This window comes from Enterococcus mundtii, assembly GCF_002947535.1.
In the GTDB taxonomy this organism is placed as follows: Bacteria; Bacillota; Bacilli; order Lactobacillales; family Enterococcaceae; genus Enterococcus_B; species Enterococcus_B mundtii_B.
The window spans coordinates 18,677-42,891 of the sequence record NZ_PUAP01000018.1; the positions used below are offsets into that span (position 1 = coordinate 18,677).

General features: G+C 39.4%; 22 protein-coding genes and 1 pseudogene. 1 reads left to right on the forward strand and 22 read right to left on the reverse strand.

The genetic code is table 11. From position 1 onward, the window contains the following. Positions 1–14: 14 nt before the first annotated feature. The 7 genes from CUS89_RS05445 to CUS89_RS05475 all read right to left on the reverse strand — a co-directional run bounded on the left by CUS89_RS05445 (position 15) and on the right by CUS89_RS05475 (position 9,332). A complete protein-coding gene (locus CUS89_RS05445; RefSeq protein WP_104871357.1) occupies positions 15–2,171 on the reverse strand; it encodes a peptidoglycan D,D-transpeptidase FtsI family protein in 2,157 nt (718 codons plus the stop codon). A 254-nt stretch (positions 2,172–2,425) separates the two neighbouring features. Next, entirely contained in the window at positions 2,426–3,271 is an 846-nt protein-coding gene (locus CUS89_RS05450) for a MurR/RpiR family transcriptional regulator (protein WP_104871358.1), read from the reverse strand. Positions 3,272–3,561: 290 nt separating this feature from the next. Next, complete coding sequence (locus tag CUS89_RS05455) at positions 3,562–3,966, reverse strand: VOC family protein (RefSeq protein ID WP_104871359.1); 405 nt, start codon at positions 3,964–3,966, stop codon at positions 3,562–3,564. 42 nt (positions 3,967–4,008) lie between these two features. Further along, positions 4,009–4,812, reverse strand: a complete 804-nt coding sequence (locus tag CUS89_RS05460) for an AraC family transcriptional regulator (protein ID WP_104871360.1) — start codon at positions 4,810–4,812, stop codon at positions 4,009–4,011. A 159-nt stretch (positions 4,813–4,971) separates the two neighbouring features. Next, entirely contained in the window at positions 4,972–6,906 is a 1,935-nt protein-coding gene (thrS, locus tag CUS89_RS05465; RefSeq protein WP_074799751.1) for a threonine--tRNA ligase, read from the reverse strand. A gap of 324 nt (positions 6,907–7,230) precedes the next feature. Then, on the reverse strand, positions 7,231–7,410 hold the full coding sequence (locus tag CUS89_RS05470; RefSeq protein WP_002287649.1) for a 2-hydroxymuconate tautomerase: 180 nt from the start codon (positions 7,408–7,410) through the stop codon (positions 7,231–7,233). Positions 7,411–7,514: 104 nt separating this feature from the next. Further along, positions 7,515–9,332, reverse strand: coding sequence for a heavy metal translocating P-type ATPase (locus CUS89_RS05475; RefSeq protein WP_104871361.1), 1,818 nt, complete (start codon positions 9,330–9,332; stop codon positions 7,515–7,517). Between the two features lie 196 nt (positions 9,333–9,528). Here CUS89_RS05475 and helD point away from each other — a divergent pair, with 196 nt between their 5' ends. Next, positions 9,529–11,811, forward strand: a complete 2,283-nt coding sequence (gene helD / locus CUS89_RS05480) for an RNA polymerase recycling motor HelD (RefSeq protein WP_104871362.1) — start codon at positions 9,529–9,531, stop codon at positions 11,809–11,811. A gap of 198 nt (positions 11,812–12,009) precedes the next feature. Here helD and CUS89_RS05485 read toward each other — a convergent pair whose 3' ends face one another. The 15 genes and pseudogenes from CUS89_RS05485 to CUS89_RS05555 form a co-directional block, all read right to left on the reverse strand. Continuing rightward, positions 12,010–12,648 (reverse strand): hypothetical protein, encoded by a 639-nt coding sequence (locus CUS89_RS05485; protein ID WP_104871363.1) that lies wholly within the window; start codon positions 12,646–12,648, stop codon positions 12,010–12,012. Positions 12,649–13,129: 481 nt separating this feature from the next. After that, positions 13,130–13,849 (reverse strand): YebC/PmpR family DNA-binding transcriptional regulator, encoded by a 720-nt coding sequence (locus CUS89_RS05490; RefSeq protein WP_029594248.1) that lies wholly within the window; start codon positions 13,847–13,849, stop codon positions 13,130–13,132. Positions 13,850–13,947: 98 nt separating this feature from the next. Next, a complete protein-coding gene (locus CUS89_RS05495) occupies positions 13,948–15,129 on the reverse strand; it encodes a nucleotidyltransferase (protein ID WP_104871364.1) in 1,182 nt (393 codons plus the stop codon). A gap of 77 nt (positions 15,130–15,206) precedes the next feature. Next, entirely contained in the window at positions 15,207–15,968 is a 762-nt protein-coding gene (locus CUS89_RS05500; protein WP_104871365.1) for a class I SAM-dependent DNA methyltransferase, read from the reverse strand. A 1-nt stretch (position 15,969) separates the two neighbouring features. Then, a complete protein-coding gene (gene rsfS, locus CUS89_RS05505; protein WP_308726887.1) occupies positions 15,970–16,323 on the reverse strand; it encodes a ribosome silencing factor in 354 nt (117 codons plus the stop codon). A gap of 24 nt (positions 16,324–16,347) precedes the next feature. Further along, positions 16,348–16,932 carry a bis(5'-nucleosyl)-tetraphosphatase (symmetrical) YqeK gene (gene yqeK / locus CUS89_RS05510; protein ID WP_104871367.1) on the reverse strand — a complete coding sequence of 195 codons (585 nt, stop codon included), beginning with the start codon at positions 16,930–16,932 and terminating at the stop codon, positions 16,348–16,350. Continuing rightward, a complete protein-coding gene (locus tag CUS89_RS05515; protein ID WP_010735862.1) occupies positions 16,922–17,569 on the reverse strand; it encodes a nicotinate-nucleotide adenylyltransferase in 648 nt (215 codons plus the stop codon). The genes yqeK and CUS89_RS05515 overlap by 11 nt, the downstream gene beginning before the upstream one ends. Before the next feature lie 12 nt (positions 17,570–17,581). Continuing rightward, positions 17,582–17,893: a ribosome assembly RNA-binding protein YhbY gene (gene yhbY, locus CUS89_RS05520; RefSeq protein WP_104871368.1), complete on the reverse strand. Its 312-nt coding sequence runs from the start codon at positions 17,891–17,893 to the stop codon at positions 17,582–17,584. Positions 17,894–17,908: 15 nt separating this feature from the next. Then, entirely contained in the window at positions 17,909–19,018 is a 1,110-nt protein-coding gene (yqeH, locus tag CUS89_RS05525) for a ribosome biogenesis GTPase YqeH (protein WP_104871369.1), read from the reverse strand. Continuing rightward, positions 19,015–19,542 carry a YqeG family HAD IIIA-type phosphatase gene (locus CUS89_RS05530; RefSeq protein ID WP_104871370.1) on the reverse strand — a complete coding sequence of 176 codons (528 nt, stop codon included), beginning with the start codon at positions 19,540–19,542 and terminating at the stop codon, positions 19,015–19,017. Before CUS89_RS05530 ends, yqeH begins: the two co-directional genes overlap by 4 nt. Before the next feature lie 315 nt (positions 19,543–19,857). Further along, a complete protein-coding gene (locus tag CUS89_RS05535; RefSeq protein WP_104871371.1) occupies positions 19,858–20,592 on the reverse strand; it encodes an amino acid ABC transporter ATP-binding protein in 735 nt (244 codons plus the stop codon). Between the two features lie 13 nt (positions 20,593–20,605). Beyond that, complete coding sequence (locus tag CUS89_RS05540) at positions 20,606–21,295, reverse strand: amino acid ABC transporter permease (protein WP_104871372.1); 690 nt, start codon at positions 21,293–21,295, stop codon at positions 20,606–20,608. A gap of 11 nt (positions 21,296–21,306) precedes the next feature. Further along, positions 21,307–22,125 carry a transporter substrate-binding domain-containing protein gene (locus CUS89_RS05545; RefSeq protein ID WP_104871373.1) on the reverse strand — a complete coding sequence of 273 codons (819 nt, stop codon included), beginning with the start codon at positions 22,123–22,125 and terminating at the stop codon, positions 21,307–21,309. Between the two features lie 329 nt (positions 22,126–22,454). Then, a pseudogene (locus CUS89_RS05550) lies at positions 22,455–23,311 on the reverse strand (nucleotidyl transferase AbiEii/AbiGii toxin family protein). A gap of 12 nt (positions 23,312–23,323) precedes the next feature. Continuing rightward, a complete protein-coding gene (locus CUS89_RS05555; RefSeq protein ID WP_066025696.1) occupies positions 23,324–23,917 on the reverse strand; it encodes a type IV toxin-antitoxin system AbiEi family antitoxin domain-containing protein in 594 nt (197 codons plus the stop codon). Positions 23,918–24,215 lie beyond the last annotated feature (298 nt).

Below are 24,215 nucleotides of genomic sequence, written 5' to 3' on the forward strand. Positions count from 1 at the left end.
TCTGAACTATTTTTTTATCTATTTGCCATGAACATATCGTAATAAGCATTCATGATCTCTTTTGCTATGATCGAATTCATACGATCTTTTTCATCTAGAAGGTTTGGTAAGACAACACTTACCGCAATCTCAGGATTTTCTGTTGGTCCGTAGGCAACGATATTACTATTGACCGTTACGATATCCGGATGACCTTCAGCGACTGTTTCGGCTGTCCCTGTTTTAGCGGAAAGATCCATTTTCGCATCTGCTAATGATCGAGCAGTCGTGTAGGCATTTGTTCCATGGACTACTTGATGGAATCCTTCACGTAAAAGAGCCATTTCTTCAGGAGACACGTCGACCGTATTTTCGACAACTGGTTCCATCTCTTTTTTCACTTCACCTAAGTTACCATTCTCGTCGTTACCATAAATGCCTTTGACAATACGTGGTTGGATTCTTTTTCCACCATTTGCGACCGTTGCGGCATATTGTGCTAACTGGATCGGAGTATACGTATCAAACTGTCCAAATGCTAAGTCGGTAAAGTTTCCTGGTGTGAACCAGTCCTGTCCGTTGTCTGCATTGAATTTCTTCATGTATTCGACGGAATGTGAGATACCAGCAGACTCATTTGGTAGATCGATCCCTGTGACCGTTCCAAGTCCGAATTGTTTGAAACCGTCACGCAATTGTTCATACGCTTGCGCCTCTTCACTCAGACTAGGCAAGCCCATGTTTGGTACATACTCTAACCCTAGCATCTTCAACGCTACTTTGATCATATAGGTATTTGATGAAAGCTCCAATGCTTGGACAACATTCAATGGTACAACCCCAGTACGGTTGAAGACGGAACTTTTTTCTGAAGAACCTTGTAATCGAATCGGTTCATCTACTAATACTTGATTACCACTGATCACGCCACTTTGCCAACCGGCGGCTAACGTACCTGCTTTTACAACAGATCCTGGAACAAAGGCATTTGTGATTGTACCTAAGGCATTTTCAGTCAACTCTTTTGAGCCTTGCTCATGACTGAAACCAGTCATCGCTAATACTTCACCCGTTTGAGGATTCATCGCGACTACATACGCTCCTGGTGAGTATTGGGCTTTTCCATTATCGACTAATTTTTGATAATTGTTTCTAAGAATCTCTTCGACCTTCGCTTGGAACTCTGCATTGATCGATAACATCAAATTCGATCCCTTTTCTCCTGCATACAATTCTTTTTGTTGGATGACATTTCCATTGTTATCCAAAGTGATTTCATATTGTGTCTTTGTTCCTTGCAAGACATCTTCATATTGCTTTTCTAAATAGCTTTGGCCCACTCGGTCATTACGTGAATAGCCTTTTGCCAAGAATTCTTCCACTTGATCAGCAGGTAAGCCTTGTTTTTCTGATGTCACGCTTCCTAAAATACTCTTTATCGAATCCGCCGCATTGTACTGACGTACCCAGTCAGTTCCTGTTGAAACACCTGGCAGGTCTGATGCATGTTCTGCCACGATCGCCAATTCTTGATCCGTAACACCAGAATTTTTGATGAAAACTGTATTCAATTCATAAGCATTATTCATTCGTTTAAAAATCGTTGCTGCTTTCAATTGTTCCTCGTTGAAATTGATTTCCTCATCTGTCACTTTATCTACAGTTGCTTGGTATTGTTCACTCGTGCTCAAGCTTTTTTCTTTTGCCGATAGGCGTTCAGTCGCAGCTTTCAAATGATCAGGATCTGCTAACCAAAAATCCTTCTTATCACGTGTAGTCAAATTTTCATCTACTGGCATATCGATCAACTGTGTCAATGTGTTTGCTGTTTTAAGCAAATCCTCCGCAGTCATATTTCTGCCTCTCGTGAAGGTGATTGCTTGGTTGGCTTGATTTGTCACTAAAGCTTTACCAGTGGCATCATAGATCATGCCTCGGGGTGAACTTACTTGCACCGTTAGAGACGAAGATGATTTGACTTTTGCTTCTAGTTCTTCACTGTTCACGATCTGCAAATACCCTAATCGAGCAATCAATGACACGAACAACGTAAATATAATGAAAAAAAGGAAATTTAAACGAAAGGGAACATGTGACCGTCGAAACGTTTTATTTTTTGGTTCTTGTGTTCCTTTTTTTATTCGATCTAACCAAGAATTATTTGTATTTTTTTTCATAAAACTTTTCATCATTCCTTCTTTTTCGCCTACTTATAGGCTCCATTGTACCTAAAAAAAACAAAATTAAAAAGTAAAATCCTGATCCGCAAGAAATTCTTTAATTCTCGACCCAAAAAAGACTGGTTTGTTTCACAAACAAGCAATGTCCCACAAAAAAGGAATCTAAAAAACTTTAAAAAATATGGTTATTTTTGAAAATAAAGTTTTCTTTTGCTGTGAAACAATGGAAACAAATATGACATTGTGGAAAACTACCACCTGTTATTTCATTTTTGTTTGACATAATTTTTGATTACTTCTTTGGTTTGAGTGACTTTCTCGGTTAATTTTTCATTCTTTGCCATATAAAAATAAAAAATGATATCGATCGTTGCAAATTGGGCAAGTAATGAGTTAGTTGCCGCACTTCGGTTCGTGATTTCTTTTGGTCTTGATGTCTGGACAACGACATCTGCCAATTTACTCAATGGATTATTTCCAAATTGAGTCAATGCGATAACGTCGATCCCCATTTCTTTGGCTAGCTGTCCGATCATCACCACTTCTTTGCTGTTTCCTGAGTTAGAGACAAGCCATAGGACTTTTTTTGTTTCATTACTCACTAATTGTGGCAATAAGACGTGGATGTCTTTTTCAAAGATGATCGGTTTTCCTACACGAGACCATTTTTGGAGGATATCCTCAACGACTAAAGAAGAAGCTCCCACACCATATAGATAAACCGTTTGTGCTTCTTCCAGACGCTCAACGACACGTTGGATCATCTCTTCTTCTAAAATATCCACGGTTTCTTTGATCGCCACTTGCGCATTGTTTCCTAATTTATGCTTGATCGAATAAAACGATTCATTTGGTTCAATATCACTGAAGCCTTCCACGATACCTGCTTGTAGTTCGGTAGAAATAGTGATTTTAAAATCCGTTAAGCTTTGAAATCCAAGTTTTTTGGAGAAACGAACAACTGTGGGAGCGCTCAGGCCCGCCGCTTCTGCTAACTCATTGGCTGTCATCGTTGGTATTTTTTCTACATGTGTTACGATATAATCTGCTAGTTTTCTTTCGGCAGAAGAATAGTCATTCATCATACTTTCAATGCGACTCACTACGCTCATCTCATACACATCCCTTTTTCTAAATGTCTATGTCATTATATCATACTCAAAGGCAAACAATTCTCATACTAAACAAGAAAATAGAGAATATCCTTTGCTTTCTAACTACTCACCCGATGACTGTTATTCCTAAGAATCAATCGCTAGAAAAAAAGAAGCCAAGATATAAGTGACAACATCTAACACCCCTATCTTGGTTTTTTTTTACTTATCATTTATGAAATTTCACAGGATCAGCCAAATTTTCCCATCTTAAAGACAAAAATAAAAGAAGTAGCATACAACACAAATTAATAGCCATCATTCAGCTCAAATAAATTCCCTTCTGGATCTCTAAAATAGGCGCTCGTAAATCCTCCCCAAGCCTCTATTTTCTGTGGCTTACCTAAAAAAGTGACACCATTTGCGATTAACTTCTCGTAATCCTTTTGGATATCCTTCGTAGGTAATGTGATCACCACTGTATCAGACACTCCCGATTCAACGGATTGCGTATACCCGTTGACCAAGGACATTTCTTTTGCTAACGTCATATCAAAACAGGTAGGTTCTCCTTTAGCCATAGCAAATGACGTATATGGACCTTTTCGATCGCCCCATGTAGGAACTAATCCTAATTTTTTTGTGTAAAAATCATAGCATTCCCCATAATCCTTTTGAATCAACAACCCGATTTTTGCCTGATTAAAGTTCATCTATCGATCACTCCTTTTTTAAGTTACTTTCATTGTAGCAACTTAGTTAAGTAACGTATTGGATAGAAGCGACATCTTTCGCTGCTCACTCAACTCAACAAATTCACTGGGTGTGAGGCCAATATTTTTTTTGAACTCATTGATAAAGTGAGACTGATCATAATAATTTCCAACAAGCTCTCTTCGATCCGAAGGTTGTTTTAGCAAGGTAGTCAAACTATGATGAAATTTTATGGTCGATAGAGCCAATTGCGGTGTGAGACCGTAATGCTTTTTGAATAACCGTTGAACATGCCGTGGACTAAGCCTCATATATTCGTATAGTGCTTGTGGGGAAGGCAATTTTTTTATATATAATTTCTCAAATAGCTGAATGTATTCAGTCGAAGAGTTAAGTTTGGCTAAGTCAGTCAAATAACCGATCAGCGTTTCTTTCATTTCCTCAATCGTGAGAGTAAAGAAATGTGTTGTATCAAAATCAGTAGCCACTTCTTCAATGAATAGTACTTGGTCCATCGCTTCAGTTGCCTCTCGACCAGTCAATGCAAAAAAAGCGCCTGGCTTCAAACGAAAACCAATATAGTGTTCGGGAAACCTTGTGATAAAGTTGAAGTCCGTTTTACTTGAACCGGTATAAAAAATAGATTGATCCAAGACATTGACAATTAAATCAATGCAACCATCGGCGATGATCACATCCTTGACCGTACCGCTAAAGTCAAATGAAATAGACTCCCACATACACACCAAGACATCTGCTAAGTCTGGGAGAACCGTTTCTTTATAATGTATTTTTTCTTCATATGATTGATGAAACAGATGATGAGGTTGGATCGGTTGATACATTCTCTACGTTCCCCCTTATTTATCTAATACATTTATTTTAGCATGATCAAGCGTTTTGACGTATGTAATGAGTGCCTCATAAAAAAACAGGAAGGAACAATTCTTTGTTGTCCTTCCTGTTTTTATTAAATTAGGCGTTGGTTCTCTTACGAACTCGTCTTAACGGCTGTAATTATGAACCTCTTCTGCCATCGCATCGACAAAGATATTCAAATCCTCTACAGCAGTTTCTTTGCTACCATATCGACGGATATTGACTGTTGCATCTGCCACTTCTTTATCCCCAACCACGATTTGGTATGGGATTTTTTGCGTTTGTGAGGCACGGATCTTATAACCCATTTTTTCATTGCGATCGTCGACTTCTACACGCAAGCCTTTCATTTGTAGACGTTCTTTGATTTCATAAGCGTAATCTGAATGAGCGTCCACAGAAACTGGGATGATGGTTGCTTGAATCGGTGCCAACCAAGTTGGGAATGCCCCTTTGTAAACTTCTGTCAAGTATGCCACAAAGCGTTCCATTGTTGAAACGATGCCTCGGTGGATAACAACTGGACGATGATTATTTTCGCCATCTTCTCCTACATAAGTCAAATCAAAACGTTCTGGTAATAAGAAGTCTAATTGAATCGTTGATAATGTTTCTTCTGTTCCCAATGCTGTTTTAACTTGGACATCTAATTTTGGTCCGTAGAAGGCCGCTTCTCCTTCCGCTTCGAAATAGTCAAGTTCCATTTCATCCATCGCAGCTTTTAACATGATCTGTGCTTTTTCCCACATGGCATCATCGTCAAAATATTTGTCTGTGTTGTTTGGATCACGGTAGCTTAGACGGAAACGATAGTCTGTGATATTGAAATCAGCGTAAACTGCGACCATCAACTCCAACGTACGCTTGAATTCATCTTTGATTTGATCGGGACGAACAAATGTGTGTCCATCATTCAATGTCATTTCACGTACACGTTGTAAACCAGACAACGCACCTGATTTTTCATAACGGTGCATCATACCTAGTTCTGCGATACGGATCGGTAGCTCACGGTATGAATGGATCGTATTTTTGTAGACCATCATGTGATGTGGGCAGTTCATTGGGCGTAATACGAGCATCTCGCCATCTCCCATATCCATTGGCGGGAACATGTCTTCTTGGTAATGATCCCAGTGTCCTGAAGTTTTGTATAACTCCACGTCACCCATGATCGGTGTATACACATGTTGATAGCCTAAACTGATTTCTTTGTCTACGATGTAACGTTCGATCGTACGACGGATTGTGGCACCTTTTGGTAACCAGAAAGGTAAACCAGAACCAACTTCAGGTGCTACCATGAATAATTCTAATTCTTTTCCTAATTTGCGATGGTCTCTTTCTTTAGCTTCTTCGCGCATTTGGATAAACTCTTTTAACGCCTTTTTATCAAAAAATGCTGTTCCATAAACACGTTGCATCATTTGGTTATTTGAATTTCCACGCCAGTAAGCTCCTGCCACAGATAATAATTTGAAGACTTGGATTCGACCAGTTGAAGGGACATGTGGGCCACGGCATAAGTCGATGAACTCTCCTTGTTGGTAGGCAGTGATTACTTCGTCTTCTGGTAATTCGCTGATCAGTTCCACTTTGTAAGGATCACTTGCAAAGATTTCTAATGCTTCTTGTTTTGATAACACACGACGTTCAATCGGCAAGTTTTCTTTGACGATCGCCATCATTTCCGCTTCGATCGCTGGTAGATCTTCGGCACTGACTTGGCTTTCACCATTGTCTGTATCGTAGTAAAATCCTGAATCGATTGCTGGTCCTACACCAAAGTGGATATTTGGATATAAACGGCGCATGGCTTGAGCCATCAAGTGAGCACTTGAGTGACGAACCAAACCAAGTGCGTCTTCATGATCAGGTGTCACGATCTCGATCGAGCCATCCTCTTCGATCCCGCGGTTCAAGTCGATCAGTTCGCCATTCACTTTTCCAGCCAAGGCTTTTTTTGCTAAACTTTTAGAAATACTTTCTGCAATTTCTGCAGTAGTGATCCCTGGTGCAAACTCTTTGACTGCACCATCAGGAAATGTCATTTTTATCATAGGGGTTCCTCCTTTAAATTTCCGTTTTTAGCTTCGCCACCAATAAAAAAAGTCCTAGTATCTGTACAGATACTAGGACGAAAAATTCGTGGTTCCACCTAATTTTGAATACGCCATGCGTACTCCTCAAGCGTGATAACGGTACGACCGCCTCTGTTTCAACAAAGGTTTCGAAAGTGGTCATCCTTTGGTTTTCTCCTGGAAAAGTTTCAGCCTAGCTTTTCCTCTCTTATCGAAGACTCTCAAATTCAGTTGTCTTTCTCATCAATCATCTATGTGTTTATTTAACCACTATTATTTCAAAAAATCAAGCCTCGAATCCACTTATTTTTTCCATTCACCATTGACACCATACGTGCCTTTTTTCATTTCGTTGATAATCACATGAATGTGTTCTTTTGGTGCTTGCGTATTTTTATGGACAGCCTCGGTGATATCTTTCATCATGTTCTCTAATTGTTCTGGGCTACGTCCTTCGACTAATTCTACGTGTACGAATGGCATATTCTCAACTTCCTTTCATGATTCATTCTTTTATTGATCAACTATTGCTTCTCTCTTTGCATCATACCGCAAAAAGATTTCAATGGAAAGTCTCTCTTGCCATTTTACCTTCCATTTTGCGTGATCATGCGATGCTGCTGTTGCTTCGCTGATTTTTTTGCACGCAACGCACTTAAAATGGAAACTGTATCAACCACTTCTTGAAGCATCGCGCCAAACAATGCTGGAATAACTCCTGTACTGGCAACAATCATCAAAAAGACACAAACAAAGATACCGATCAAAACAGATTGTTTCGCTACTTTCATTGTTTCTCGAGAAATCATCACTGCTTCTGCCACTCGTTCTAAATCATCCTTTAAAATGACGACATCTGCGCTTTCACTTGCAGCTGTTGAGCCATGTGCGCCCATGGCGATACCTACATCCGCGACAGTCAAGGCAGGAGCATCATTGACACCATCTCCTACCATCGTGACAGGTCGCTTTTCTTTTGGGATACTAGTTAAAATCGTTAATTTATCTTGTGGTAAACAACGTGCATGAACTTCGGTCAAGCCAACTTCCTCGGCAATTGCTTCTGCCACAGTACGTCCGTCCCCAGTGACCATCAGTAAATCGGTGATGCCTTGGGCTTTCAAGCGAGCAATCGTTTTACTTGCTTCTGGGCGGATCGTATCTGAAAAGTAGATCGTTCCGGCGTATTTTCCATCAATCGCCACATAGATCGCAGTCGTATCTGTTTTAGCTTCTGGAACATCAATAAAGCGTGCATTCCCTACTTTAACCTGCCTGCCATCAACCGTAGCTGTAATCCCTTGGCCTGAGATTTCTTTCAAATCAGTGACTGGCAACAATTGGGGAACTGCTTGAACTAAGGAACGGGCTAAGATATGGGCTGAGCCTTGTTCCGCACTCGCCGCTACACGTAATAATTCCGCTTCTGAAAACTCTTGAACTGGAGCAACGCCTGTCACTTCAAGCATCCCTTTGGTGATCGTTCCTGTCTTATCAAAGGCAATCGTTCTAGTCTCTGCTAATTTTTCTACAGCAGTACCAGTCTTGACAACGATCCCACTTTTACTTGAGCGACTCATCCCTGCAACTAATGCCACAGGTGCAGCCAAAATCAATGGACATGGAGAAGCTACAACTAGAACTTGTGCAAAGCGTACTGGATCACCACTGACCCACCAAGCAATCCCACCGATCACATAGGCAATCAACGTAAAAGGAACAGCGTAACGATCTGCCAGACGAACAAAACGTGCGGGTTTTTCTTTCGATTCCTCTACTAGTTTGATAATTAGTTGATATTGACTGTCTTCTGCCCGTTTCTCAACGACCATGTGGACAGACGAATCTCCATTGACCGAACCGGACATCAATTCATCACCGACTTTCTTACTCATCGGTTTTGCTTCTCCAGTCAATGATGCTTCGTCAAATGTGGATTCCCCCATGATCACTCGTCCGTCAGCCGGAACGATTTCTCCTGGTTTGATCACCAGATGATCGCCGATCTCAAGTGTGTCTACCGCAACATCAAGTTGTTGATCTCCTTGCAATTTATGGGCAGTTCTTGGCGTATTATCTAATAGGGATTGCAATTCCTGACCTGCTTTTTTTTGCGCATAGTCTTCCAAACTTTCGCCACCTGTCAACATGATCAAAATCATTAAACTCGCCCAATATTCATTGACGAGCAACGTCGCAACAATAGCCGTAATCGCTAAGATATCGACCCCATATTTTCCTGAACGCAGCGTTTTGATCATTTCGATAAACATCAAGAAGGCAAGTGTACCACCCGTGACAGCAATGATCATAAACGCAAGGCGTGGACGATCGAACATAAACTCACTGATCAAAGCTACTACACCGATCAGTAGTGTTATCACAAATTTTTTATAGTGTGTCATTTCGTTCAGCTCCTTTCTCCATTTTTAGAATACCTGTTCTCTAAACCCATTTAAACTAAAAACCCCTAAATGAAAACAACTATCACTCTCATGTAGTTTTACGTTTATTTTTAGTTAACTCACTTGTGTACCTTTTTTAGTCAAACTGTGCTATACTTTTAATTCGTTATTTACGGCGGAAGGAGTAAACGATGCAATGAATGAAAGACAATTAGAACAACAGCATGTGGAAGAAACCACACAAATGATCCAACTTGAACAACGCCTATTGAATCGCAAATTAAGCGACTTGACTGAAAAAATGAATGACTCCACAAAAGAAACAGCCAATCACAAAATACGTAGCGGCTCCAACGAGTCTTTTTATGAGTCAGTGGTCGAATACCGCCAACATGAACAAGAATTGCTTTTAAAATACCATACATTAGAATCTCAGCAAAAACGTCTACAAACATTAGAAGTAATGAAAGAAAGTCCTTACTTTGCTCGCATCGATTTCAAAGAAGAAGCGGAAAAAGAAACCCTCTATCTAGGAATCGCCTCATTGAGAGATACAGAAGAAGAAACCATCGTGATCGACTGGCGTGCACCGATCGCTAATTTGTATTACGAAGGAGAAATCGGCCCCGCTTTTTATGAAACAGATGTCGAAAAAATCGACGTCGAACTTCTATTAAAACGACAGTTCAAAATCGTTGAAGGAAAAATCGTCTCGATGGTCGATACATCTGAAGTCATCAATGATGATTTTCTATTAGAAATCTTGGATGATGCATCAAGTGCTCATATGAAAAACATTGTCTCAACGATCCAAAAAGCACAAAATGCCATCATCCGTGACACCAATAGTAAAGTGATGTTGATCGAGGGAATTGCTGGAAGTGGTAAGACTTCAGCATTGCTCCAACGTATCGCATTCATCCTTTATCACAATCGGAAATGGCTAGATGCTGAAAACGTCTTATTATTTTCACCGAACCATCTGTTTTCTGATTACATCTCCACTGTTTTACCGTCACTTGGTGAAAGTGGTGTTCCGACACAAACATTCAAAAATTATTTACAGCAATTGGTTCCTGAATTTGAGTTGACGGAAGAAGAACAACAAGAAGTCGGTTTCCTTTCTGGTGCTGATGACCCGATAAAAACGTTGAAATCCGGATTGACTTTCGTTGATCATCTTGAGACTTATATCCAGACCATCACTGATTTTGGGCCATTGTTCCGTGAGATGAAAATCAATGGTCGAACGATCCTGTCCAAAGAAGCGATCCGAAGATGGTACCAAGAAACGAATGAACTACTTCCATTGCATCAACGTCTATCGTTATTACAGACAAAGCTATTGAAAAAATTGGGCGGCCTGCAAAAGGATGAAACCCGTCAGAAGTGGGTCAAAGAACTTGCTGAAGAACAACTGCAAGAACTATATGCCACCGATCCAAACTTAGAATACACGGAACAAAAAGAAAAATCACTGCGTAAAAAACTCACGAATCAAATCGTGAAAAAAAGATTCCGTAAAGTCCATCGAGGAATTTTGCATTATCAATTCGTCAACTTACCAAAACAGTTTCTTCACTTTTTACAAACGATTCCTAAGAATATGTTAACCGCACATGGAATCAGCGAAACTGCTTGGAACGAACATCTTCAAGAAGTCAAAATGAACTTACGGAAAAGAGAATTGCCACAGGAAGACGCCGTCTTGTACTTCCTATTGATGCGTCGAATCCATCCTGTATCAGTTGCACAAAAGGCAAGGTATATTTTCATTGATGAAATGCAAGATTTTGCTCCTTCCCAGGTCGCATTGCTTCAATCGATCTATCCAACTGCGAATCTAACATTTTGTGGGGATCTGAACCAAAATGTCTTTGGGAATGAGACGATCACGGCTTCCTTAGAGTCGCTTTTCCCAGAGAAAGAAGTGACGCAGTTCCAATTGACGACAAGCTATCGCTCCACGAAACAGATCACTGATTTTGCCAATCATTTCTTAGCTCACGACAATCTTGTAGAAACAACGGCTCGTGAAGGTCGCTTACCGTTGATCGTCCAAAGTGATTCATCTACAAGTAAAATCACTTGGTTGGAACAAACAATCACTGAAACTAAAGAACAGGCAAAATATTGGCGTACTGCGATCATTGGTAAAACGATCGCTGAATGTGAAGCACTCTATGAACAATTACCTAGTTCGCTAAAAGATCAAGTCCAATTGATTGCGGACGAGTCTGATTTTATGAAACGTTCGATTATTCTTCTTCCTGCTTATCTAGCAAAAGGATTAGAATTTGACCGAGTCTTTTTATGGAATGTCGATGATGCACATTTCAATTCCGGTCATGACAAACAAATCTTATATACGATGTGTACGCGTGCCATGCATGAATTGATCCTCTTTACATCAGCGAAAGACGCTTCTTTTCTACAAACATTGGCTACTGAAAATCATGATTCTCTCACTTTAGATTGATTCGTTTATTAAAAATAAAAGCATCAGGGGAATCGGTCCTCTCGCACCACCTTCAACTGAATATACGGCGAGAACAGAAGTAACCTCTTCAAAAATAAGGCGCCAGCCACAAAAATTGAAAAAACAATTTTCGTGGCTGGCGCCTTATTTCTCGAGGCTAAACACTTCTATTCCTGCCTCTTTTTATTCATCTATCGGTCACAACATCAAGTCTGTGTTTGGGTATTTCAAACGAACAAGCGAGACGATCATTCGCAATTCTTCGATATTTTCAGGATATTCTGGGTCAAACACTTTACTATGGCGACCAATCCCTCCATTATCGATCAGACGATAAATACGATTCCAATCCATGAATTGCTCGACTGTTTGGAAATTACTGATCGGGTAACCGCCACTGTCCAATATTTCTGATACACGAAAAGCCAAATAAGCTGTATCAATGACTTTTTCTTTTCTCGTATCTACTTTTTGACTTGTTTCAATCAATATCTTTTCTGGTTGATGCTTCAGACTCCAGTCCAATAATAAAAAGAAAGCTTCCATCCGATAATCTTCTTCAAACAACTGAAATGCTGAGTCAGAACGTCGAAAAAGCAATGGAATCAAATATTTTTTTTTATAGATCAGCATGGGTGCGCGATCAACCATACATTCTAGATAACGATTCAAATAGCCTGTGCCTATATAGTTTCCTAAACGATAGCCTTCTACCCCATAAGGTGCATATTTTTGTGCAAGCTTTGAGCAATCGGTGATATTGACTGCCAACTCTTCTACTTTTTGGTAACCGCTTAGAATACGTTCGAAAGGCTCTAGATTAATTTTTGCTTCCATTATTCTTTCCCCGCCTACATCAAATTACTATTCGTTTACTCACGATACTTTAATAATAACACAGGTTGAAATAGAAATGATAATAAATCACAAAAAAACTGTAACAAATAACACAGGATTTTTAATTTAACTCCTCTATACTTGTTCTCTTTCTTTCACATCGTATGACTATGCTTCATTTTTAGACTCGCCAAAAAATTCCTTTACCAGAAAAACTTGGATAAATAAAAGATCAAAAGCAAAACATGACATTGGCTTTTCGAACAGGATAACAGCTGTTTGTTTTTTTTAGGAAAATAAAAAAGTGTCTGGACATTCACCCTCTCGTAACACTTAAAACTGAACAAACGGCGGGAACAGAAGTATCTCTTCAAAAATAAGGCGCCAGCCACGAAAATTTGAAAAACAATTTTCGTGGCTGGCGCCTTATTTCTCGAGGCTAAACACTTCTGGCATGGCCTCTTCTATCCGCTTTATTCCATTAATCTTCTAAGGCAACATTATGGAAGACATGTTGGACATCTTCTAGATCTTCTAATACATCGATCATTTTTTCGAATTGTTCCAAGTCTTCGCCAGTCAATGTCACTTCATTTTGAGGGATCATTTGGATCTCCGCAATTGAAAAGTCAGTGATGCCTTTTTCTTTAAGTGCTTCTTGGATACTGTGGAAATCTGGCACTTCACCGTAAACGATGATTTGGCCATCTTCTTCCATGACATCACGCACATCAATATCCTTTTCCATCAAGTACTCTAAGATCTCATCTGCATCTTCACCGGCAAAACCAAAAATAGCGGTGTTGTCGAACATATAAGATACTGCCCCAGAGACACCCATATTTCCACCGTTTTTACCGAATGCTGCACGTACATCAGCGGCTGTTCGGTTCACGTTGTTAGTCAATGTGTCAACAATGACCATTGAGCCATTTGGTCCAAATCCTTCATAGCGTAATTCAGAGTATGTTTCATCCCCTGAACCTTTTGCTTTTTCGATTGCTCGGTCGATGATATGTTTAGGTACATTGTAAGTTTTAGCGCGTTCAATGACGAAACGTAGTTTTTGGTTAGCGTGTGGGTCAGGGTCACCTGATTTTGCTGCTGCATAGATTTCAATTCCGAACTTCGCATAAACTCGGCTGTTGTTTGCATCTTTAGCTGTTTTTTTAGCTACGATATTGGCCCATTTACGTCCCATAGTTTCACTTCGCTTTCTGATTTGATATAAGATAGTTTCTTTTTGATTCGTGCGGGAACACACAAAACGTCCTGTTTCATTATACTTGTGAATCAGGTTTATGTGAAGCTTTTTTTATCTTCGTTCGTTTCAATAAAGACTGGTTTTCGCCCAAATACTTGTTCTGCTACTTCGCCACCTAAGCGATAGATTTGATCACTGCGAACGAGTAGTTTTGCTATTTGCGCTTCTTTTTTGCCGATTCTTGCAAAAAGGGCTAAGGCTTTTTTATTTTTGAGACATGATCTACCTGCTGCTGTAAAGCCCAACACATGGATGTATTCTTGCAATTGTTGCTCTTTCATTTCTTCTTTTTGGATATTCAATAACACATAGCAAGACAAGCGCTGGATCCTCGTCCACGTATAGCGTTTCGTTTTGACTTGTTCGACAAACTCATAAAATGTATTAGCTGTCTTTGCCGCTTCCAACATCCTGATCTCTAGTCCTTCCGTCATCTGGTAGATTTTTTGCAAAGAGTCGACGGTAGAAGAAAGAAGACGATATTTTAACAAAGGCCAATAAGATGTCCAAGTTTGCAAACTTTCTGTCTTTAAAAATCTCTCTGTCTCTGAGGGAACTGTTGCAGAAATCGACCGATTTTCAGTTAATGCTTTACGAATCGCTGTGGCACTGGCAATTGTTTCTTTTGGTAATTCTTCATCATGATAGCCGGCCCCTTTACGATTGATCGGAACTAATTCCATTGGATGTTCATAGGTCGCATTTTCTTTTGCATAGCTCAACCCTAGAATATGATTAGGCGAGGAAAAATCAAGTGAGATTTCTGGGTAGACGTGCTTGAATACCTGTGTCATCTTTTGCGGATAACTCATTGTCTGATCGGGCAACTCTTGAAAAGCTTTGGTGATTTCAGCCTGATGATGCAAGACAAACTGGCCAAATGCTTGATAATCGAAGGTCGTTTCCTCCTCTGTTCCAAAACACAAATAGTCACAGTCTAATTTTTGCAACAATTGAACGGCTCCTTTGGCAAAATAATCAGCAGATTGTACCGCCCATTCGATCGGTAATTCAACCACGAGATCCACTCCATGTTGTAACGCTACTTCTGCTCGTTGCCATTTATCTAAGATCGCTGGTTCGCCTCGCTGCAAAAAATTGCCGCTCATCACTGCAACCACTACATCCGCGCCAGTTCGCTCACGTGCTTGTTGGACATGGTAAAGATGACCATTATGAAAGGGATTATACTCAACGATGATGCCACATACTTTCATTCGCTCTTCTCCTTTCGTCTAGTAAAAAAGAAGAGACTAAGCTTTTTGATCCAGCCGTCTCTCCTTTTTATTGTTCGCTACAGTTCGTCGATTTCGCCTTCTTCTTTGTGGGCAACAAAAAACCAACGTCTGGATTCTTCATTAGGTGTTTCGTCTGTAAAATCAGCGAATACTTCCACTTTAGCAAATCCGCTACTCTCTAACATGCGCAAGTAATTTTCTAGTGGATACGTACGTTCTTGATGTAATTCATCTTCACGAGTAAACGTACCCTCTTTTTCTTGTGATTCGACAAAGAATGTCAAATAATGTTCAATGCTATGTTTTTCTTTCCCCGTATAGCTATCCCAAAGAAAAGCAAAATTGTCTCCTTGGTAATGGTAACTATACTCTGGAAATACTTGATCGATTTGATAAACGGAATGGACATCAAACAAGAAACGACCGTTTTCTTCCAATGCCTGATAGACTTCATCAAATACTTGTTGTACTTCTTGATCATTTTGCATATAGCACAAAGAATCTGAGAAACAAGTGATAGCTTGATACTGCCCACTTTCTGATAAGTCTAACATATTTCCTTCAACAAATTGTACCGCGGCCTCTTCTTCATAGGCACGTTGACTGGCAATCATCAGCATTTCTTCTGATAGATCCAAGCCAGTTACATTGTAGCCATCTTTGGCAAAAGCGACGGCTAATGCGCCTGTTCCACAAGCAAGTTCAAGGATGTTTTTAGTTGTTTCAGGCAAATGGCGTTTAGAAAATGCGAGCCATTGTTCATACAGTCCGTCATCCATGACTTCATCGTAAATAAAAGCAAATGTTTCGTAGGCCATGTTAATCCAACCATTCAGTCAAATCGACAAGTGGTGCGTCTGACCATAATTTCTCTAAATTATAGAAACCACGTTCTGGAGAATGGAATACATGGATGATCAAATCACCTAGATCGATCAGGATCCATTTACCGCCTTCTTTTCCTTCCACCCGTTTTACTTCATATTTGCTTTCTTCTTCTTTTTCAATGATTTCTTCCACGATGGCATTGATCTGACGTTCACTGTTTGCTGAACAGATCATAAAGTAGTCAGCCAATAGTGACACTTTACGGACGTCTAAAGCTAAAATATCTTCTGCACGTTTTGAATCTGCTGCTTGGACAGCGATTTTTAATTGTTCTTTACTATCGATGATGATTTCCTCCTAATGGGTCAGCTATTTTGCCACCCAATGATTATATGTTTCGATTGTTTTTGGATAAATTTTGCTTTCTTGCGCAATCAAATGCGCTAAAGTGTGTTTCGTTTCGAATGCAACTGCTTCATCTAGATCGACCATAGCAATCTCACGGGCTTCTTTGACACCGGGAAAGGAACGTCCTGGTTCGATATAGTCAGCCACATAGATGATTTTATCGAGTAACGACATCTCAGCAGCTCCTGTCGTATGGAGACGGATTGCTTGCAAGATCTCCTCATCAGCGATGCCTAATTCTCGTTCAACAAATGATGCACCGACTAATCCGTGCCAAATCGCATTTCCATAAGCTAATAACTCCGGATCAAGTTGCTCGCGTTCGATGAATAAGATAAACTCATCGTCTGGTCGTTCTTTCGCATAATCATGTGTCAATGCGGCGATACTCGCTTTTTCTGGCGAGCAATCATACCTTTCAGCAAGTGCAACAGCTGTTTGTTCTACTCCCAAGACATGTTTGAAGCGTTGTTCACTCATTCTCATTTGGACTTTTTGCATCAATATTTCTCGAGTATACGCTGTATAGTCTGTACTATAATTCATGTTGATACAATCCTTCTTTCTGAATGTAATCCAAGACTTTATCTGGGATCAAATAACGGACGGAACAGCCTTGTTGGATTTTTTGACGAATCTTTGTCGAACTTAGATCGATCTCAGGAACATCGACCCAGATCACAGGATAAGGGGTTTCCACTTGATATCCACGTCGATGGATACCGACAAAGTGGACCATTGTCAATAACTCGTCGATTTTGTACCACTTTGGTAAATATTCGACCATATCGCCGCCAATGATAAAATAATAGTCCGTATCAGGATTATTTTGAGTCAAAGCTTTCATCGTATCATACGTATAGCTTTTACCGCCTCGTTCGATTTCAATCGTTTCAATCGTTAGAAAAGGATTGTCTTCGATCGCAAGTTCCAGCATGTTTAAGCGGTGTTCTGCCGGTATAGTTGGCTTTTCATCCACATGAGGTGGCTGATAGGAAGGCATTAAACAGACATGGTCTAGTCCTAAATTCTGTCCTGCTTGTTCTGCCATCACTAGATGGGCTAGATGCACAGGATTGAAAGTTCCGCCCAAGATCCCCACCTGTTTTCTTTTCTCGTAAAGATGGGGCATTTCTTTTGGAAATACTTGAGGTCGAACAAAGGATTTCGCTTGCGATTTCATCTTCGTCACTCCTTAGATTGCATGTACTTCTTTAGATATCCGTTGGTATTTCTCTTTGGATGATGCTTTGTATAAAACAAGCACGCGTCCGATGATCTGAACCACTTCACATGCGATGGCTTGTTCTAATACTTGTGCCACATCTTCTGCGATTTCATCTGTATTTTGCAACAATGATACTTTGATCAGTTCTCTTTTTTCAAGTGCTTCTTCGATTTGGACGATCATTGCTTCATTGACTCCACCTTTACCGATTTGGAAAATCGGTTGTAAATGATGTGCCTGACTACGTAAAAATCGTTTTTGCTTTCCTCTTAAACTCATGTTTTTCCTTCTTTCTTAAATCAGTGCTTTTCGTCTCAACACATGTACCCCTTTTGGCGCCCAGCCTGCGATGACTGCTGGTTCCGTCACCGTGATCCAGCCTAGTCCTGCAAAGACGATATCTGTCTTTTCTTTTACAGAAAATTCAAAGCGAACAAGTTCAGGAAATTCACTGACTTCATTCGGACGTGGTGGTTGTAATAAGCCACCTACATGTTTTTCATAAAAAGCATCGGCTTTTTCTAATTTTGTCCGATGTAAATTAACGTCATTTGATACATAAGCAATAAATGAACCACGTTTGCCACTGATGAAGTCGAATCGAGCTAACCCACCAAGGAAAAGCGTTTGACCTTCATTCAGCTGATAAACTTTAGGCTTGATTTCCTTCGTCGGTGCGATGATCCGTAAATCTTTTTTGCCTAAATAGTGCGCCATTTGGTGACGATGGATGATCCCTGGTGTATCGATCAAAAATTGGCCGTCATCTAATGGGATCTCGATTTTATCTAACGTCGTTCCTGGAAATTGCGAAGTTGTAATCACTTCTTGGACGCCTGCCGTATTTTTGATGATCTGATTGATCAATGTCGATTTTCCAACATTCGTCACACCAACGATATACACATCTCGGCCCTCACGATATTTTTCGATTTTCTCAAGAAGTGTTGTCATTTCAGGTGCTTTTTTTGCGCTTGTCAATAATACCTCGACAGGTCTTAGACCCGCTTCATGGGCACGCTCATTCATCCATTGGATCATTTTTGATTTTTTCAATGATTTAGGTAAAATATCGACCTTGTTCCCAACTAAAAGAACTGGATTATTGCCGACAAAACGATGTAACCCAGGAATCAGTGAGCCATTGAAATCGAAAATATCCACCACATTGACGATCAATGCGTCTTTTTGACCTAATTCATTTAGTAATCGCAAGAAATCATCATCGGTCAATGATACATCTTGGATCTCATTATAATGTCTCAAACGGAAACAACGCTGACAATAAACATCCCCTGTTGCTAATCCTTTTTCGAGTGCTGCTTTTGGTGTATAGCCTAATTTATCAGGATGTTCTGTTTGGATCATCACGCCACAACCGATACATTGCAATTCTTCGTTCATTCAATGCCACCTCGCCAATCCATATCTGGATGTTTCTTTACTAAATAACTCATGATCTTACGTTCCCAGAACCGATTGAACTTTGTCTTCCAACTATCAGTTTCGATGATTGGTTTAACTAAGACACTACGGATACCGGCACTATTTGCGCCACGAATATCGGTCATGATCTGATCACCGATCATGATGATCTCTTCGTCTGCCAGATTCAACATTTTCTTCGCTTTGTTTATCCCCACTGGCAAGGGTTTCAATGCTCTTGCAACATAAAGTAGCTCAAATTTTTCTACTGCACGAGCTACCCGTTCTGAGTTGTTGTTTGAAACAACGACTACTGGTATGCCCGCATTTCTCATTTCTAAAATCCAAGTGAACAATTCTTCCGTTCCATCCGGATTATTCCAAGCAATCAGTGTATTATCAAGATCCGTCAAAACGGCTTTGATCCCTATTTTTTTCAGTTGTGCAGGGGTAATTTTATAGACGGCTTCTACCATCCATGTAGGTTTATAATTTGAAAACATGTTGTCTCCTCATCTGCAAAAAATGAAGGAGCACGATATGTACTCCTCAACCCCATATTATACTGCAAAATCTAAAAAAAAACTACCTCTATACATTAAACCTTTTAATAGAGGTTCAAGCAGAACGAGGCAACTCCAAAAATAAGCAACCAGCTCCGAAAATAGATTCCTCTGTTTTGGGAGTTAGTTGCTTATTACTGAAGGAATTACTTTTGAAACACTATTCATACAATTTTAGACAAATCTAAAGGACTGGAATCACTATCCATAGGCAGTTTTGAAAAAAGATCGCCATTCCTTATATCTTAATTCTAACTACAATACTTTGGCTAAAAATTCAATCGTCCGAGGATGGCTCGTCCGTTCCAGCACCTCACTAGGTGTCCCCTCTTCCACGATTTGTCCTTGATCCATAAAGATGATCCGATCACCGACTTCTTTCGCAAAACCGATTTCATGAGTGACAATGACCATCGTCATCCCTTCTTGTGCCAATTGCAACATGACGGAGAGCACCTCGCCCACCATTTCTGGATCAAGTGCCGAAGTAGGCTCATCGAACAACATGACGTCTGGTTGCATTGCCAAAGCACGGGCAATCGCGATCCGCTGCTGCTGTCCACCTGATAAAGAATATGGATAGGCAGTGGCTTTATCCGACAAGCCAACTTTTGCCAATAGTTCCAAAGCAATCGCTTCGGCTTCTTTCTTAGGCATTTTTTTCACTTTGATCGGTGATAAGGTGATATTTTCTAATACTGTCATATTGTGAAACAGGTTGAACTGTTGAAAAACCATCCCCATTTTTTCTCTTGTTTTAAAAATATCGTGTTGCTTATGCGTGATATCCGTTCCCTCAAACTCCACCGTACCGGCTGTAGGAGATTCGAGTAGATTCAAACAACGGAGAAACGTACTTTTCCCTGAACCTGAAGGACCAATGATCACCACAACCTCCCCGGTGGAAATGGTCGTACTAATTCCTTTCAATACTTCTGTTTCTGCAAATGATTTACTTAGCTGTTTGATCGTTACTATTGATTTTTCCATACGACATTCTCTCCTAACGTTGATACCCTTTACCGAGTTTTTTCTCCCAACTACTCAACAACCGCGATGTGACAAAGGTCATGACGAAGTATAATCCTGCGGCAATAAAATAAGGTTCCAATGGGATATAGGAGTTTGAGATAACGATTTGAGCAGATCCCATCAATTCATTGATACCGATCACTGTCAGTAAGGAAGAATCTTTGATCAACGTTACAAATTCATTTCCTAATGGTGGCAGAATATTTCTCAACGCTTGCGGGAAAATGACATAACGCATCGCCTGTACAGGACGTAAGCCTAGTGAATACGAAGCTTCTGTTTGTCCCATATCAACAGCCGCGATTCCCCCACGGATGATTTCAGCAACATACGCCCCAGAGTTCAGTGATAATACGATGATTCCTGGGATCAAACGTCCTAAGTCGATCGTTAAAATCCCCACGGACCAATCCACCGCTGGAAAGAAACGTTGCAATAAGATGAATCCGATCATGATCTGCAATAACATCGGTGTGCCTCTTAGTAATTCGATATAACTATTAGCTAACCAATTCAAAGGCTTGATTTTTGAGCGCTTCATCAATGCCATAGCTAAGCCGATCATTGTACCAAAGATGACAGTCAAGATCGAAAAAACGATCGTAACGACCGCGCCTGATAGAAAATAAGGTAAGTACTTATCTAAAAACGAAAAATTCACACTGCGTCCCTCTATTCTGTCGCTGTTTGTTCAGCTAGTTCATGATTTTTTTTGATGAATTCATCGATTTTTCCCTCATCACTTAATTTTTTGATGATTTTATTCAACTCTTCTTGTAATTCTGTACTACCTTTTGGTAAGGCAATAGCAAAAGCTTCATCATCTGATTGTTCCAAAGGGATATCTGCAATCATCAAGTTGGGATTTTGAGCGATATAAGCTTCGGCAATCGTTTGTTCAACGACCATGCCATCCAGTGAACCTTGATTGATCTCGATCACCATATTTGGCACTTTATCGATCGTGACTACTTTCGCTTCTTTGATTTGTTCATTGATCACTGCTTCTTGAATCGAGCCTTTTTGCGCCCCTAAGCTTTTACCTGCCAAGCGATCAATGCTTGTTAACGTGTCTTCATCTTTTTTATTGATCACGAGAACTTGTGGCGGATTATAGTAATTATCGGTGAAGTCAAATTGTTCTTTCCGTTCTTCCGTCGCTGAAATAGCTGAAATCGCTACATCGGCTTTCCCTTCTTTTAAAGAGGCTAGCACTGTATTGAAACTCATATCTGAAAGCTCCAGTTTCACACCAAGTTCATCTGCAATGGCATTTGCTAAATCAATGTCTGATCCGACGATTTGATCTTTCCCATCGACGATCGTATGAAATTCAAACGGCGCATAATCAGCAGACGTTGCTACTTTCAATACACCACTTTCCTTGATCGCTGCTAATTGATCATTTGATTCTGCTGCATCCCCATTGCCACAAGCTCCTAATGCGAATGTTGTAACTAAAAATAAAATAATTCCTGAAATCTTTTTCATTGTCTCGCCCCTTATTCATTTTGTTCTGTCATTATAGCATGAGAATTTCAAAAATAAACCATTTTTTGTATATTTATTTAATTTAATTCATTTTTATGCTCTTAAAATGAATAATATAAACGAATAAAGAATATTTATTTTAATATTTCAAGAAAAGAAATGAAAAAAGCCGAGAACCAAGTCTCAGCTTTTTTTATTTGATTTTCAGTCTATTTTACTTTGTTTCTCAAGGCCAAACACCTCTGTACCAAGCTCATTGGTTCCGCTGATTTACGCTAAATCACACAATTAATATCGTTTGCCATCTTGATTTGTTCAATTCTTGTAAACTATTGTTTTCTTTCTTGATTTTCAATTTTGATTACATTTTGCATTAAATAAGCAACTCCGTTAACTGTATCTGCAAATGAAATAGAATTCACAAAAGAATTTACCGAGCGATATTTATCCCATAGTTTTTCCAAATAATCGCTCTCTTTGATCTTTTCCATTTCCCTTTCATAATAAAAAGATAACAGTTTATTGTCTCCACGTTTTGTAAATGTATTTCGGACACTTTTATATAGCTCTTTCATATCAATATTTTCTAGTTTTGGGATGGCAAATAGGTCGTAGTAATCTTTCAATCTCGAATTATCTGTCCCAAAGCTAAATGTAGCACTCAGCTTTTCTGCAATAATCTGTTCTGTTGGATAAGCTGGAATCTCCACTTTTTTATCTTCAAACATCAATTGATGATAATGTATATCTACTTCAGGATAAATAGAATCTCCTGTTGTTACATCCAATTTAAATGGGACACGTATTTTTTCTAAATGAGCAATCAATTTAATTTGAAACCCAGGATAAAATCAATTTCCCTTGTTTCTTTAATCTCTTGAATAGAGAAAACAATCCCCTCTTTCGTAGGTTTACTAGTTAGCTCATTAAAGATGTTCTTCAATTTTTCTTTAGTTAATTTGCTATTTCTAAATGTCGTATCAATATCAATTGTTGTTCTTCTATCGATTCCATATTTTGAACCCAATAGAAAGCCACCTTTTAAAATAAAGTCATTTTTATACTTCGATTCAGAGATTTGTTCAACTAAGCGATCCATCATAAAATGCCTTTGAACTAACTGTGCATTTAATCCTATACTTTTTGCAAGATTTCTTGTTTTTGCTGTAAATTGTGTAGGGGTCATATTTTCTCTCCATCAATACAAACTCTGCATATGATATTTCATTTCTTTTTCTACATGTAGTTTTGTCATATAATCTCTTAATTTACTTGGGTCTCTCATAGGATCTCTCATGTACTCTTTTAAAGCTTCTAATTTCATTTCGTATTCAATTTCATATCTCGGATTCCAAATATCACAAAGGGTACGTTCCTTATCGTATATAGTAATAGGATTTCCTTGAAAGGAAGTTCCCTCTACTTTCCCTAGCTCGTATACTTCCTTCTTCACAAAATGAAATTGTAACTGTTGCTCTTTTGTAATTGAACGATCCACATTATAGCCATGTGGAAAAGTCAAATGAATGAAGTTCGGCATGTTTGTAGAAAGTTGATATATATCTAATGTCGTTTCATGAGAAAATATTCCTCTGGAAAATCGTTGCTGAAGACAAAATAAATCATCGATTCCATGACCAGTCTCTACATAATACCCACGATCAACTTTCATCAACATTCCTTGATTCACCAATCTTTGTACAGTAGTTGCTGAAATTCCTAATTTTCTAGCTTCCTTCATAGATAAATTTCCATCGCGAATACGCAACAACTCTTTCAACTTAGCTTGCATCTAATCCCCTCACTTACGTTACAAATACACTACATTAAACTTATCATAATAGTGTAATTGTAACAAGGCATTCTTTATGCGGAAAAGAAATGGGAGATTACTGTGTGTAATGAATGTTTCACGAATGTCTGGACAATATAACTTCCTGAAAGCTATACCAAGACGATAAGATACGTTAACATGTTTATGCACACACCAAGAACGCCTTACACTATAACTATTTAAAGGGTCTGCTTGAATAGTTAAGTGCCAATATCCAAGCACTAAAAAGAAATGCCTATGGTTTCAACAGCTTGTG